Origin of the sequence: Pseudoalteromonas sp. SG45-1, from assembly GCF_014164135.1 — a bacterium.
Lineage (GTDB): Bacteria > Pseudomonadota > Gammaproteobacteria > Enterobacterales > Alteromonadaceae > Pseudoalteromonas > Pseudoalteromonas distincta.
The window spans coordinates 1-14,869 of record NZ_JACJEP010000012.1; the positions used below are offsets into that span (position 1 = coordinate 1).

Annotated in this window: 10 protein-coding genes; 6 read left to right on the plus strand and 4 right to left on the minus strand. The window is 39.2% G+C overall.

The window, feature by feature from the left end; translation table 11 throughout:
* Nucleotides 1-342 precede the first annotated feature (342 nt).
* Together gppA and rhlB are read right to left on the minus strand one after the other, a co-directional pair.
* Entirely contained in the window at nucleotides 343-1,836 is a 1,494-nt protein-coding gene (gene gppA, locus H5117_RS11555; protein ID WP_182737939.1) for a guanosine-5'-triphosphate,3'-diphosphate diphosphatase, read from the minus strand.
* A gap of 43 nt (nucleotides 1,837-1,879) precedes the next feature.
* Nucleotides 1,880-3,157, minus strand: a complete 1,278-nt coding sequence (gene rhlB / locus H5117_RS11560) for an ATP-dependent RNA helicase RhlB (RefSeq protein ID WP_002960940.1) — start codon at nucleotides 3,155-3,157, stop codon at nucleotides 1,880-1,882.
* A gap of 91 nt (nucleotides 3,158-3,248) precedes the next feature.
* Between rhlB and trxA the strand changes: the two genes are divergently transcribed.
* Both trxA and rho read left to right on the plus strand, forming a co-directional pair.
* The gene (trxA, locus tag H5117_RS11565) at nucleotides 3,249-3,575 is read left to right on the plus strand and encodes a thioredoxin TrxA (RefSeq protein ID WP_002960942.1); all 327 of its coding nucleotides are present in this window, start codon (nucleotides 3,249-3,251) and stop codon (nucleotides 3,573-3,575) included.
* Nucleotides 3,576-3,760: 185 nt separating this feature from the next.
* Entirely contained in the window at nucleotides 3,761-5,020 is a 1,260-nt protein-coding gene (gene rho / locus H5117_RS11570; protein ID WP_002960945.1) for a transcription termination factor Rho, read from the plus strand.
* A 63-nt stretch (nucleotides 5,021-5,083) separates the two neighbouring features.
* Here the strand turns inward: rho and H5117_RS11575 are convergent, their stop codons facing one another.
* Nucleotides 5,084-7,903 carry an ATP-binding protein gene (locus H5117_RS11575; protein ID WP_182737941.1) on the minus strand — a complete coding sequence of 940 codons (2,820 nt, stop codon included), beginning with the start codon at nucleotides 7,901-7,903 and terminating at the stop codon, nucleotides 5,084-5,086.
* Between the two features lie 76 nt (nucleotides 7,904-7,979).
* Here H5117_RS11575 and H5117_RS11580 point away from each other — a divergent pair, with 76 nt between their 5' ends.
* The gene (locus H5117_RS11580; protein ID WP_002960947.1) at nucleotides 7,980-8,552 is read left to right on the plus strand and encodes a DNA-J related domain-containing protein; all 573 of its coding nucleotides are present in this window, start codon (nucleotides 7,980-7,982) and stop codon (nucleotides 8,550-8,552) included.
* A 22-nt stretch (nucleotides 8,553-8,574) separates the two neighbouring features.
* On the opposite strand, the gene dbpA is transcribed toward H5117_RS11580, so the two are convergent.
* On the minus strand, nucleotides 8,575-9,963 hold the full coding sequence (dbpA, locus tag H5117_RS11585) for an ATP-dependent RNA helicase DbpA (protein ID WP_002960948.1): 1,389 nt from the start codon (nucleotides 9,961-9,963) through the stop codon (nucleotides 8,575-8,577).
* A 190-nt stretch (nucleotides 9,964-10,153) separates the two neighbouring features.
* Here dbpA and H5117_RS11590 point away from each other — a divergent pair, with 190 nt between their 5' ends.
* The 3 genes from H5117_RS11590 to H5117_RS11600 all read left to right on the plus strand — a co-directional run bounded on the left by H5117_RS11590 (nucleotide 10,154) and on the right by H5117_RS11600 (nucleotide 14,841).
* Nucleotides 10,154-12,232 carry a TonB-dependent siderophore receptor gene (locus tag H5117_RS11590; RefSeq protein ID WP_182737943.1) on the plus strand — a complete coding sequence of 693 codons (2,079 nt, stop codon included), beginning with the start codon at nucleotides 10,154-10,156 and terminating at the stop codon, nucleotides 12,230-12,232.
* Nucleotides 12,233-12,412: 180 nt separating this feature from the next.
* On the plus strand, nucleotides 12,413-13,813 hold the full coding sequence (locus tag H5117_RS11595) for a M20/M25/M40 family metallo-hydrolase (protein ID WP_182737945.1): 1,401 nt from the start codon (nucleotides 12,413-12,415) through the stop codon (nucleotides 13,811-13,813).
* Nucleotides 13,814-13,899: 86 nt separating this feature from the next.
* Complete coding sequence (locus H5117_RS11600) at nucleotides 13,900-14,841, plus strand: tetratricopeptide repeat protein (protein WP_182737947.1); 942 nt, start codon at nucleotides 13,900-13,902, stop codon at nucleotides 14,839-14,841.
* Nucleotides 14,842-14,869 lie beyond the last annotated feature (28 nt).

Below are 14,869 nucleotides of genomic sequence, written 5' to 3' on the forward strand. Positions count from 1 at the left end.
CCCACACAGATGATTGCTTTATATTGTTAAAGAACGTTGCGATTATAAAGTTGAACTTTATCTCGCTAGGGCTGCGCATATTACGCTTTCCTATTTTTTTGTCAACACTTAAATTTAAACTTTCTTTTGGAAGATTTAAAACCGAAGTTTTATTTAACTCTGTGAGTAGTTCGTGCCTTGCTATGCTTCAGCGTTTCCCGTCTCAGTGGGGTCGCATTATAGGGAGATCCGAAAACAGATCAACCCTTTTTTGAAGAAAACTTGAAATAATATGCGGTTCGCACATATTTACATCGAAATGGTTACTTTAAACACTAAAAAGGCCCTGATGGGCCTTTTTAATTAGTTTACTATGAGCTTCCAGCCAAGTTTTCCTTGCTGTTTAGACTCTTGTTGCAGCTCGCTGGCCATTAATGGATGATTTTTTAACCAGTTACTTTCAAACTTAAGGTCTAACACTTCATTTTTAGCAGTTAACTTAAACTTAGGCAGTACATCATCTTGTCTGCGCATTGATAAAATGACTGCTATTCGTAGTAATCTCACTATATATTGTGCTAATAGACTATTTACGCCGAGTGAATTAAAACAACCTTTTGGAAAATCAGATCGATGTGCATCTGCTACCGCTACTATTAATTTATGCTCTGACTGTGAAAAACCAGGCATATCGGTATTTTCCAAAATATAAGCGGTATGTTTATGGTACTGCTTATACTCTATTAGTAATCCAATCTCATGAAGCTGCGCTACCGCTTTTAATAGTGGTAACCCATTTAAGCTTTCAATTGGCCAATCTTTATCAATACTCAGCGCTAACTGCATTGCCAAGCTTGAAACTCGACACGCTTGTTTTTGATCAACATGATAACGGCTCATAAACCCATCAACAGTGCGTTTGCGAATGTCGTTATTATGAAACTCCGGAACCATGCTATATAAAACACCTTCACGCAGTGCTCCACCCGCCAATCCCATTTTTTCTATTTCAAGAGATTCAAATAGTGCGATTAAGATTGCAAGTCCTGATACAAATACCAGTCGACGGTCTTCACTTAACCCAGGAAGGTCTAGCGCTGCAATAGTGCTAAATGCAATTGCTTGATCTTTTATGGTGTTGAGCTTTTCAAGTGTAAGTAAGTCGTCAAGATTTTGCGCGACCATAATTTCTTGAATTGCTTGTACTGTACCAGAAGCTCCAGATGCAATTTGCCATCCAGCTGCTTTATACTCTGGAGAAATTTCATCAATGACTGTACGAGCCGCTTTTATTGCTGCGTTAAAGTTACTCTTACTTAGTTGGCAATCTTTAAAATAGCGTTCAAGATAGGTAACACACCCCATATTGAGGCTTTTGTAATGTAGGGCATCAAATGCTTTACCAATTACAACTTCTGTGCTTGCACCACCAATATCAATAACAAGCTGTTTGCCAGTACAAGATGAAGTATGGGCAACACCTTTATAAATTGTGCGCGCTTCTAATTCTCCGCTAATAACATTAATGTTATGACCTAGAATTTTTTCGGCATGATTTTTAAATACTTCGGCGTTAGTTGCTAAGCGTAAGGTAGCTGTTGCTACTATGGTGATGTTTTTGTCTGGGATATCTTGTAGACGCTCAGCAAAAAGGGCAAGGCATTCCCAGCCTCGCTGCATTGCTTCAGTGCTTAATACGTTTCCTTTATCAAGCCCTGCGGCTAATCGGACTTTGCGTTTAACACGTCCAATTGTTTGTAGACCGCCAGCAATTGATTTGGCAATAAGCATATGAAAGCTATTTGAGCCCAAATCAATAACTGCGTACACATTTTTTTGCGGTTTAAGTTGCCCCACCGTTCAAAAACCTCTAGTTACTACTACTTATACAAACGGTCGCTTACGACCGTCCTTTTTGGTAACTATTATTTGGGCGACGTCCGCTATTATTACTACGGTTACGTGGACCTGTTGAATAGTTGCGCTTTCTTTGAATAATAGGCTGAGTTAAATCATCTAGCAATGCTGTTTTATCATAATGTGATAAAGGAATGCTGTGCTCTATATATTCTTCAATTTCATGCAGGTTGTATGCATATTGCTCACATGCAAAACTAATTGCGTGGCCTGATGCACCAGCGCGGCCAGTACGGCCAATACGGTGAACATAATCTTCACAATCGTCAGGTAAATCAAAGTTAAACACATGACTTACTTCTGGAATATGAAGACCACGCGCTGCAACATCGGTCGCAACTAAAAAGTCTAAATCACCTTTGCTAAATTGCGCTAATATAGTTTGGCGTTTTTTCTGGTTAACATCACCAGTAAGCATACCTACACGATGACCGTCTGATTTAAGCCAAGCATAAACCGTCTCACAACTATGCTTGGTATTTGCAAACACGATTGCCTTCTCTGGCCATTCTTCTTCAATTAAGGTTAACAACAGCTTAATTTTATCTTCTTGCGAAGGATGAAATAGCTCTTCTTGAATACGTTTACCCGTTTTAACGTCAGGTTCAATTTGAACATGCTCTGGGTTTGTCATGTGCTCAAAAGCTAATTCTTGTACGCGATACGACAATGTGGCAGAGAATAATAAGTTTAAACGCTTTGATGTATCTGGCATACGATCGAACATATAGCGAATATCTTTGATAAAACCTAAATCGAACATACGATCGGCTTCGTCCAGCACGACTACCTCAATTTCATTAAGGGTGTAACAGCCTTGCTTATACAGATCAATTAGGCGACCTGTAGTACCAATTAAAATATCAACGCCTTTTTCTAGTTGTGCACGTTGTTTTTCGTAATCTTCGCCACCATATACTAAACCTAAGTTAAGATTACAGTGCGGCGCTAAAATTTTAGCATCTTTGTGTATCTGAATCGCAAGCTCCCGAGTAGGGGCCATGATCAGGGCTCTTGGATGTTTACTAGGTGCTTTGCTAGATTGTAATAACCGATGGCACGTGGCGGTTAAAAACGCCAACGTTTTGCCTGTACCCGTTTGAGCTTGGCCCGCGATATCGCGTCCATCACAAATAAAAGGTAGGCATTTTGCTTGAATAGGTGTGCAATATTCAAACCCATTCTCGGTTAAACCGGCAACCACTTCCGGTGCGATAGCAAAGTCTGAAAACTTTTTATCGGTTAAATGTGTCTTAGTCATAGCGTTTAAGCATAACGTTTAAACTTGCAATAAGAAACAAGAGTGTTTAAATACGCACTAAATATTTCGCCTAACTAAATCGGAGAGCGCAATGAGCGAGAAAATAATCCAAATTACTGACGATAGCTTTGAAGCTGACGTATTACAATCAGACAAACCAGTACTAGTAGATTTCTGGGCTGAATGGTGTGGACCTTGTAAAATGATCGCCCCTATTCTTCACGAAGTTGCTGATGAATACGACAGCCGTGTGACTGTTGCTAAATTAAATATTGACCAAAATGCTGGCACACCGCCAAAGTTTGGTATTCGTGGTATCCCTACTTTACTTCTTTTTAAAGATGGCCAAGTAGCTGCAACGAAAGTAGGTGCTCTTTCAAAAACTCAACTTATCGAGTTTTTAGAAAACAACATCTAACGGTAAGCTAGAACAATAAAAGGGCTTTTTTGCCCTTTTTTAAATTTATTTTGTATAAAGACTGGACGCTTTGCCAGTGAACTGCTAGTTTATAAAGCCAACTAATCCTTAGTTATATTCAACAAACCTCACTCAACGATCAAAGCGATTTTGAGTATGACAACTGTAATAAAGAACCCACCAATATGCATTTACGCGAATTAAAAGACAAGTCGATTAAAGAGCTTGTAGACTTAGCTGAGTCCATGGGGCTCGAAAACGTAGCCCGCTTAAGAAAGCAAGATATCATTTTTGCCATTCTTAAATCCCATGCCAAAGGCGGAGAGAATATCTTCGGCGGCGGTGTATTAGAGATTTTACAAGATGGTTTCGGCTTCTTAAGATCATCAGAAGCCTCTTACTTAGCTGGGCCAGATGACATTTATGTTTCACCTAGCCAAATTCGCCGTTTCAGCATGCGTACTGGCGATTCAATTTCAGGCCTTATTCGTCCACCTAAAGACGGTGAACGTTACTTTGCTTTACTCAAAGTAAATGAAGTTAACTTTGATAAACCTGAAAACTCTCGAACTAAAATTCTTTTTGAAAACCTTACTCCACTACATGCAAACGAACGTTTTCGCATGGAACGTGGTAACGGCAGTAAAGAAGATATTACAGCCCGTGTACTTGATTTAGCATCTCCTATTGGCCGCGGCCAACGTGGCTTGTTAGTAGCTCCGCCAAAAGCGGGTAAAACAATGCTACTTCAAAACATTGCACAATCAATTACGCATAATCACCCTGATGTAACATTAATGGTTTTACTTATTGATGAACGTCCGGAAGAAGTAACTGAGATGCAACGCCTAGTTAAAGGTGAAGTTATTGCATCAACGTTCGATGAGCCAGCTTCTCGTCACGTACAAGTTGCCGAAATGGTTATCGAAAAAGCAAAACGCCTAGTTGAACATAAAAAAGATGTTGTTATCTTATTGGATTCAATCACTCGTTTAGCACGTGCTTATAACACCGTTATTCCTTCATCAGGTAAAGTACTTACTGGTGGTGTTGACGCTAACGCATTACATAAACCTAAGCGCTTCTTTGGTGCTGCACGTAACGTTGAGGAAGGTGGTAGCTTAACAATTATAGCTACAGCGCTTATCGATACCGGCTCTAAAATGGATGAAGTTATCTACGAAGAGTTTAAAGGTACTGGTAACATGGAACTTCACCTTAACCGTAAAATTGCGGAAAGACGTGTATTCCCTGCTATCGACTTTAATCGTTCAGGCACTCGTCGTGAAGAATTACTAACAAAACCAGATGAGCTTCAAAAGCTTTGGATTTTACGTAAAATTGTTCATGACATGTCAGAAATTGATGCAATGGAATTCTTAATCGATAAACTATCGATGAGCAAAACCAATGATGAATTTTTTGATTCGATGAGACGCCAATAAAGCGTTTTAGCTGAATAAAAAAAGCGCCTAAGGCGCTTTTTTTATGTCTGGATTAAACACAGTTTAACTTTCGTTATACTTTTTAAGTACACTTTGCAGCGTATCAACGAGCGCTTTAAAGTCATTCGCACTACTTTTTTGGGCCCTGCGTAAAAGGGCTCTATCTAAACTTTGAGCCGATTGCGCAATTTCATCTAAACCAAACATTTGCGCCGCTCCTAAAATGCGATGACTATCTTTTTGTAGCGCGGCTAAATCTTCACTTATAAAATGCTGAGTAATCGTTTCACTCTCCAAAGCAAAGCTTTGCTTAAAACTTATCACAAGATCGCTCATATCAACTTCATTTTGCTTTGTAGTTGGCTGATCTTCTGCACTATATAGGTGGCTGGAAAGCGCTTTATAAAATGACTCTTTATCTATCGGTTTACCTAAGTAACCACTAAACCCTAACTCTAAATAGCCATCCACTTCATGACTCATAGCATTTGCAGTTAAAGCAAAAATAGGCCGCTCAAAACCACACTGTTTTAATAGCTGAAAAGCAGAACGCCCATCCATCACAGGCATTTGAATATCGAGTAGCACTAAATCAGGATACTCTTTTAAGCATTGCTCTACCGCTTGCTCACCGTTTTCAACGGCAATAACCTCGAGCCCCATTGAACGTAAATAGCGGCTTATTAACCTTCGATTATCAGGGTGATCTTCTGCAAGTACAACACGCCCTGCCAATTGCTTATTTACCTTTGGAGCGCTTTGAGTTTCAATCAGGCTTTGCGATTTATTTACTTCTGCGCACGGTAAAAAGAACGAAAACTGACTGCCCTTTTTGTATTCGCTTTGTACACTGATATAACCGCCCATCATCGCGGCTAATTGTTGCGATAAGCTAAGGCCTAACCCTGTCCCCCCAAAGCGACGGCTAATACTGTTATCAGCTTGGCTAAAGCATTCAAAAATAAGCTTTAACTGTTTAGAGCTCATACCAATACCGGTATCTTTTACAATAATCACTAGCCCTTGTTCACTCTTATTTAAAGCAATAATGATTTGGCCAGCGTGAGTAAACTTAATAGCATTAGCACATAAATTTATAAGAATCTGTTTTACGCGTATTAAATCCAGCTTAGTGTAAAACTCATTACCCACTTGATTGTCTAAAATGAGGCGTAAATTTTTTGCTTTTGCTTGAGTGATAAACATTGCATGTACGTCATTTACAAGCTCTACAATATCAAAGCACGAAATATTTAACTCTAACCTATTAGCTTCAATTTTACTTAAATCGAGCACGTCGTTTATTAAGCTTTTTAAATGGTCGCTATGGCGCTGAATTACTCTTAATTCATCTTTAAGTGACTCAGGCTCATATAATTCATTAATTAAAGCATCTGTTTGCCCTAAAATAGCCGTTAGTGGAGTGCGGATTTCGTGGCTAATATTGGCCAAAAACTGGCTTTTAACATCGTTAGCTTGTCTTAGCTCCTGTGCTATTGCTTGTAACTCGGCAGTGCGCTGCGTAACTTGCTCTGTTAACTGCTGCTTAGCGCGTTTTTCTGCGCCACGGCGGTAAAGCGCAATACCAGTTACAACAACCAAAAGTAATAGTAAAAAAGAGAATAAAGTAAGCTGAGAACGCTGCGACATTTTTAGCTCTTGCACACGTCGATCTTGTTTAAGTTTTTCTATCTCTTGGTTTAATTGGGTTGCTTTAAATTGATGCTGAAGTACCGCTAATGCATTTATAATTGCTGTACTTCTGAGTTTTCGTAGCTCACTAATATATTCTTGTTGCAAGGCCATTGCGCTTGAATAATCGCCTTTACTGGCTTCAAGTAGTGCTTTAGTCCCTAAACCCTCCCTAATTATTCGCTCACTGCCATATTCGTGGGCAAGTGAAATAGCTCTATCTAAACTTATTTTCGCCTCTTCTAAGTTGCCTTTAACAAACTGAATTTTACCAAGCGCATGTAGCGCATTAAGCTCTAAATTATGGTTACCTATTTTAAGCGCATAGTACTCACCTAATTTAGCTTGCTCGTACGCTTCATCTACTTTTTTTAACACTAAATTAGTATTTGCCAAGTTGGTATATTGCGTAGATAACTTATTGTAATCATTGGCTGAAATATAATAACGCAGCGCTAGCTGGTAATAATGAAGTGCTAAGTCAAATTGATTACTCTCCATATGAGCAACACCCATATTGTTGTATACCTGCGCAATACCGCTTTTATCATCTAACCGCTGATAAACTTTAAGTACATCTTGATAAAGACTAAATGCACTATCGTAGCGTGATAAGCGTATATAAACGCCTGCTATATTAAGTAATATGTCGGTTTGATCTTGCTCACTACCGTGCGCTTCGTAAATAGCTTTTGCCTTTAAGTAAAACTCTAGGGTATCGCCTAGCTTATTCATATTAAAATAAGCCAAACCAATATTATTTAGTAAATTTGCTTGTTCAAGTAGTTGTTCATTTTTTTCAGCTAATACTAGGGTACGGGTATATTCACTTATGGCCTTTTGAAATAGGCCTTGATAAAAAAGTGCTACACCTTGCATTTTTATTGCACGAAAGTGCTCGTCAGGAAAGAAAGTATCTGAAGTGTTTTTTTCTAATAATTTAAAATAGTGTAAAGATTCTTTAAAATTATCAGCCGATAACGCACTATTACCTAATGCCGAATAAACAGCGACACGCTCTTTTTTAGAAACGTTTTGATTAGCAAGTAACGTATTTGCTAATTGTAATTTAGGCTCCCACTGCACTTCGTTTTTGAATTGCTCAAATAACGAATCACTATTTTGGGCATAGCTAGGAGCTATTAGTACACAGCATATAGTAAATAAGAGGCATTTAAACTTGCCCAGCATAATTTTAATCCTTCAAACCGTTACTTATATCAGTGTAATCTTTATTGAAGATACACTAACTACTAGGGCCTAAACAATGCTTAACCCACTGATTGATGAGATTTTTGAGCTGATATTAACAAGGCAGGTTTGGCAAGTTCATACTTTAGCAGCAGAACTGACAAACCGCAGCGCAATAACAACACTCGATAAAAGCCCTGAACGTGATTTATTTAAACGTAACTTTTTAATTATGAATGCATTGTACCAACTGCAGGCACAATTACGCCCTCAAAGTTTACTCATTTCAACTCTGCATATCGAGCTTTTAGAAAAAGAAGATAATAGTTTAGTAACAACGAACGAAAATTTGCGAGATTATTATTTAGATTGGCGTAATTACGATACCGGTGAAGAGAAAATTGATGAGCTTTTGAATAGTTTTTGGCGTCAGTTTAAAACGACATCACCACAACAAGTATTAAATGACAATGAATTTAAAGCGTTGGCTTTAGAGTGGAAGTTACCCGAAAATTTCACTCTTAAAAACGTTCAAAAGCGCTGGAGACAACTTGCATTACAGATGCACCCAGATAAACCAAATGGTTGTGAAGTTAAGTTTAAAAAAATAAAATTACAATACGAGCAGCTAAAGGTAGCTGCTCGCTAATTTGTTAATTTAGCGGTTTAAATTAACGAGTAAGGCGACGAGCGCGTATTTTACGCCCTTTAATGTTGCCTTCGGTTAGTTTGCGAAGTGCTGGTTTTGATGAGTTACGTTCAACAGCAACAAATGCTACGTTATCAAGTACGTTAATTTTACCTACTTGACGACCTGCAACCCCATCCTTACCTGTTAGAGCACCAAGAATATCGCCTGCACGTACTTTTTGCTTTTTACCTGAATCAATCATCAAAGTAACCATTTCAGGGCGGTACGGCGGTTTATCTAATAAATTAAACGGCGGCATTTGCTCTGGAGTAATATCACGCTCGTAATGATCGCCAATTTGTGCAATTTTAAACGCTTCAGCTTCACCATAAATAGAACAAGCAATGCCCTTTTTACCAGCACGACCAGTTCGGCCAACACGGTGAACATGTGTTTGCGTGTCATGTGCTAAATGGTAGTTAATAACCATATCCATGTCATCAATATCTAAACCTCGTGCAGCAACATCGGTTGCAACAAGTATTGAAGCACTTTTATTTGAAAAGTGAATTAGCGTACGTTCACGATCGCGTTGCTCTAAATCACCGTGCAATGCAACAGCGCTGAAGCCTTCGTCAGCTAAATCATCACACACTTGTTGAGTTTCTACTTTGGTATTACAAAATACAACACAGCTTTGTGGTGTAAATTTAAGAAGTAATAACTTAAGCGTTGGATAGCGCTGCTTATTGTTATCCATTTTGTAGAAGTACTGCTTAATTGTGCTTTTGGCTTGCTCTTCTTCTACTTTAACCATTTCTGGATTTTTAAGTACACGCTTAGCAATTGCTTCAATAGCTCTTGGGAAAGTAGCACTAAATAACAATGTTTGACGATTTTGTGGAATACGCTCAATAATTGCATCTAATGTGTCTTGAAAACCCATATCAAGCATTTGATCGGCTTCATCAAGCACCAATGTTTCCACATCATCTAAACGTAGAGTACCTTTACGAATATGGTCATCAACACGCCCTGGCGTGCCAACAATAATATGCGCACCATGTTCAAGTGAACCTATTTGCGGGCCAATTGAAACACCACCACATAACGTCAATATTTTAATGTTATGAATGCCGCGCGCTAATTTACGCATTTCAACTGCAACCTGCTCGGCAAGTTCACGAGTCGGACACAAGACTAAAGATTGAATACGAAAGCGTTTTACATTTAATTTAGCTAACACACCCAAGCTAAACGCAGCAGTTTTACCTGAACCGGTTTTTGCCTGAGCAATGATGTCTTTACCAGCAAGTACAGGCGGCAAACTTTGCGCTTGTACAGGTGTCATGTGGGCATAGCCAAGGGTTGATAAGTTATCAACGAGTCCAGCCGGTAAAGCCAAAGATGAAAAAGCAGTTGAAGTCACAGTAAGTTCCATAGCAATAAAATAACATGGGAGAAAGCCCCACTAATATGCAGCTTATAATAGCAGAATTCGTAATTGGCAACCATTAACAAACACATTATAAAACATGTTAATGAAAGGTGTTGAAAATGATAGTAGTTTGCATTAAGATCGCGATTGTTTTTTTACATACCTGCGCTGGAAGCAATTAATGAAACTGAATTCTATTTACATAGCTCTATTAGCAAGCATTACGACAAGCACATATGCAAACACTACCGACCTTGAACGCATAGAAGTAAAGGGTAGCTACTTTAACGATTACAAAGTAGATAACGCTAATGGCGCAATGAGAACATCAGCTTCATTACTTGAAACTGCACAATCTGTCACTGTAATAACCGACACTATTATTAGCGAACAGCTTGCCACTACACTTGGCGAAGTACTCACAAATGACGCAAGCTTAACTGCAGGCTCACAACAACGAAATCGTGAGGTATTTAACTTACGCGGCTTTGAGCTGAGCTCATCGACAGGTTATTTACGCGACGGTCATCAGCATTGGTCGCACTATCAGCAACCAATCGAAATTTTGCAGCAAGTTGAAGTAATTAAAGGCCCATCAAGTATTTTATATGGTCAGTCAGGCCCGGGTGGCTTGGTTAACATGGTAACTAAAAAACCTACAGCACAAACACTATTTAATGCCAGTGCCGATGTAGATCAGCATGGCTCAACCCGCTTTATGGTTGATGCTGCAGGTGCCTTGACTGAATCGGAAGATTTACGTGCTCGCGGGATTTTAGTAAAGCAAGACGTTGACTACTGGCGTGAGTACCAAAACGGTGAAAATCGTGAACGCGACCGCTTTTTAGGTGCTTTAATTGTAGATTACGATATTAGCGATAACGCATTAGTACGTGTGCATTACGACCGCACAGATGACGAAGCAGGTTTAGATACTGGCGCATGGATAGACGATAATGCTAATGTAATTGGTAGCGATAAAACAATCCGTGATATGTCTTGGGCGTTTACCGATATTACCGTAGAAAACCTAGGTGTAGACCTAGAAGTATTTTTAACCGATAACTGGCAAGTAAAACTTGGCTATAACGAACAAACGTTTGAACGTCAACGCTTTGAGTCAGCACCTCGCATGCCTAGTAGCTTTGCTGAAGGTGACAGCTATGAATCTCGTCCTTACGACCGTTTTGACGATTGGCAATTTAAAACTGCATTTATTGATTTTATTGGTGAATTTAAAACAGGTAGCTTACAGCACCAGTTTTTAATTGGCGCAAACTCGCTAGATTACTACTACGGGCAACGCCGTACTTCTGCTGACTACTTTGATTTTTCTGCAGGACAAGCAGAACCATCACGCCCATCTGTAAGTTATAAAACAGATGATACAGTAAGCGAAACTGAATACGACTATTACGGTATTTACGTTCAGGACTTAATTTCGTTCTCACCACAATGGCAATTATCGCTAGGTGGCCGTTACGACAAACAAACACGAGAAGGTGCAGATAACGAGTCATTTGTACCAAAGGTAGGTGTGCTTTATCATCCAAATACTTCGGCAACTATATATGCTAGTTACTCAGAAGGTTTTGAGCCTCAAGGTAGTGAAACTCTGATTGATGAAACCGATGTAAATAATGGCATGAAGCTAGATGCCATTACCTCAGAGCAAAGAGAGATTGGTATTAAATGGCAATTATTTGATGACCGTTTACTGCTTACAGGTGCAATTTTTGATATTAGTAAAGAAGGCACACTTGTTAGCGAACAGCTTGAGACGCCTATTGGCTCATTCACAAGTGAAACAAACCAAGTGGGTGAACAACGCCATAAAGGTGTTGAAGTAAGCGCACAAGGTGCTGCTACTGACCGCTTATTTGTTATGGCATCAACTATGTATCTAGATGCTAACTTTGAACGCGATGAAGTATTGGAAGGTAAACGCCCGACCGACGCACCAAAATGGTCGGCATCACTTTGGACTCGTTATGAATTAAACGACGCCATTGCCATTAACGCTGGTGCTTTTTATGAAGGCGAGCGCTTTGCAGATAGCGATAATACAATTACTAAAGATGCATATACACGTGTTGATGTAGGCGCCACTTATAAGTTTAACTTAAGTAATACCGATATTAACTTACGCCTTAACATCGAAAACTTATTTGATAAGAGCTATTTAGGTGGTGGCGGCACGAGTAATGTAACTGTTGGCGAGGGTACAAATCTTCGTTTAGCAGCGCAATTTAGCTTTTAAATAAATGCCTTAAATAACAGTGTTAAAATATAGCCCGCGTACATTTACGCGGGCTTTTTTATATCTAAACGTTTATACCTAACAGCATTAAACCTATTACAAAGCCTATTCATCTCATCTATTTTTTATCATGTTTGTTACATGTTCTAATAGCGCTAATTATTAAAAAGGCTTACCCAAATGAAAAAATTAATTACCGCACTGCTGCTTACTAGCAGTATGGCTGCAAACGCTAACAACGCCGAATTTACCCAAAAGCAATTACAACAAGTCAATGAAGTGCGCACCTCTGCACTAAATAGTGATCTAAGCTATAAATTACTAGAGTCATTAACAACTGAAGTAGGCCCTCGCTTACCTGGTACTGAAAATGATAAAAAAGCAGTGGCATGGGCTAAAGCTAAATTTAATGAGCTTGGTTTTGATAAAGTATGGCTTGAAGAAGCGACTTTTCCTGAATGGCGCCGTTATAGCGAAAGCGGAAAAATACTAACACCAAGCGAGCAACCTCTACATTTAACTGCATTAGGTAACAGTATAAGCACGCCTAAAGATGGGATCACAGCACCAGTAGTCTTGTTCGAAACACTTGATGAGTTAATTGCAGCACCAGAAAATAGCCTAAAAGGTAAAATTGCGTATATTAATTACCGCATGAACCGCGATATAGACGGGAATGGTTACGGACCTGCTGTAAAAGCACGTGGCACAGGCGCTATAGAGGCGTCTAAAAAAGGCGCTGTTGCCTACATGATGCGCTCGGTAAGTACTGGTCATCATCGTTTTGCACACACTGGCGGTAGTTACTACAAAGAAGGTGTTACAAAAATACCTAATGTAACCATTGCTAACCCAGATGCCGATCAGATTGCACGACTCATTGCTTTAGATAAAGACGTATCGGTAAATATTAATGTGCAAACCGAAAGCCTTGGTGAAGGCACTGGTTATAACGTTATTGGCCAATTTAATGGTACCGAAAACCCTGAGCAATATGTACTAATTGGCGGGCATTTAGATTCTTGGGACTTAGGGACTGGCGCACTAGATGACGGCGCAGGCGTTGCACTAACAATGGCAGCCGCTAAACATATTAGCGATGTAAAACGTCCTAAGCGAAGTATTCGTGTGGTACTTTTTGCAGCTGAAGAGCTAGGTCTTTGGGGTGCAAAAGCTTATTTTACAGAGCATAAAAACGAGCTAAGCAATATTGTTGCAGCAGCTGAGTCTGATTTTGGCGCCGATGTTGTATATGCTTTTGAATCGAACGTAAGCGCAGAGTCACTTCCTGTAGTGCGTGCTATTGCAAAAGAACTTGCGCCGTTAAATATTGAGCATATTGGTAAAAACCAAGCGAATGGTGGCCCTGATCTAATTCCACTTAAAGCAGCAACCTCAGCACCTATTTTTGAACTTGCTCAAGATGGAACAGATTACTTTGATTACCACCATACAGCTGACGATACGCTTGATAAAGTAACACCTGCTAAGCTTCGTCAAAATACCGCTGCATACGCTGTATTTGCTCTAATGGCTGCTGATGCAAAAACAACAATTAAGCCTAAAGCTCAAAATAAGTAATAACAGACATACTTACTTACAGTTTGTGGCTTTAACTAACACGCTTCTTGTTTTACCTTTAGGTAATTAAACAAGGAGCGTGCTTTATGTTACTTTTCAACACGAGTGAATCATTTCCACATTTTGCACAAACAACACGCTGCCCTCATTGTCAAAGCGACGCCTACCATTTAGTAAATAAAAGCCGCTATTTACGGTTTAGTATTTTACCTATGCTTGCCTTAAAATTAAGCTATAAACGTGAGTGCTATCACTGCGGAAAAAGCGAACCGGTTAAAATATCGCAACTACCGTTAATAGAAAAACTAAGCCTACCTAAATACTTTATTGGTGTATTTTTATTACTTTGGATTGTTTTATTTGTTTATCAACAGCACCTTAATAGCGAGACTCAAAAGACAAACTATTTAAATACGCCTAAAATATATGATACCTACTTAGTACACGCCGACAAATTTACACACGAGCCTTGGACCCTAACCAATTTAAGAATTGCTCAAGTTTTAAATTTTGACGAACAATTTATTACCTTTCAGATAAGCAACTACAGCTATAAACGTAATAATAGTATTACTTTGGCAATGCGTACTAGCCAGCTAATTCAAGACAATTACTTTTCCACTAAAACAATCACCCTCCCTCGTGATGAAGTAGCACGCCTTTACAACGACGAAGCTATTTACGACGTACTGCGCCCTTATGCCAACATCCTTTATGGTGGGTTTGTGATGCATCCTCCTAAACCTAAGCCACTATATAAAGGCTTAAAGCTCGATAAAAACAATCAACAAGGCATTATTTATTTTAAAGATGGTTTGTTTGTTGAAGCATTTAATAGCTTTAAACAAGCTGCTGAAGCGGGCTCTCAATGGGGGCAATTAAATTTAGCGCAAATGTATCGTGATGGTCAGGGAATAGATCAGGATCAACAGCAAGCTATTTATTGGTATAAAAAGGCCATTGAGCAAAAAAATACTAAAGCACAATTTGAATTGGAATCTCTTTGTAAAATAGCTAGCTGTGAATGAGTGAATTTCAATATAGCTGGCGCAACAA

Coding starts and splice junctions, on each gene's coding strand:
- H5117_RS11580 (WP_002960947.1), top strand. CDS start 7,980: ATGCTTAACCCACTGATTGATGAGATTTTTGAGCTGATATTAACAAGG.
- H5117_RS11575 (WP_182737941.1), bottom strand. CDS start 7,903: ATGCTGGGCAAGTTTAAATGCCTCTTATTTACTATATGCTGTGTACTA.
- H5117_RS11590 (WP_182737943.1), top strand. CDS start 10,154: ATGAAACTGAATTCTATTTACATAGCTCTATTAGCAAGCATTACGACA.
- rho (WP_002960945.1), top strand. CDS start 3,761: ATGCATTTACGCGAATTAAAAGACAAGTCGATTAAAGAGCTTGTAGAC.
- rhlB (WP_002960940.1), bottom strand. CDS start 3,157: ATGACTAAGACACATTTAACCGATAAAAAGTTTTCAGACTTTGCTATC.
- H5117_RS11600 (WP_182737947.1), top strand. CDS start 13,900: ATGTTACTTTTCAACACGAGTGAATCATTTCCACATTTTGCACAAACA.
- trxA (WP_002960942.1), top strand. CDS start 3,249: ATGAGCGAGAAAATAATCCAAATTACTGACGATAGCTTTGAAGCTGAC.
- H5117_RS11595 (WP_182737945.1), top strand. CDS start 12,413: ATGAAAAAATTAATTACCGCACTGCTGCTTACTAGCAGTATGGCTGCA.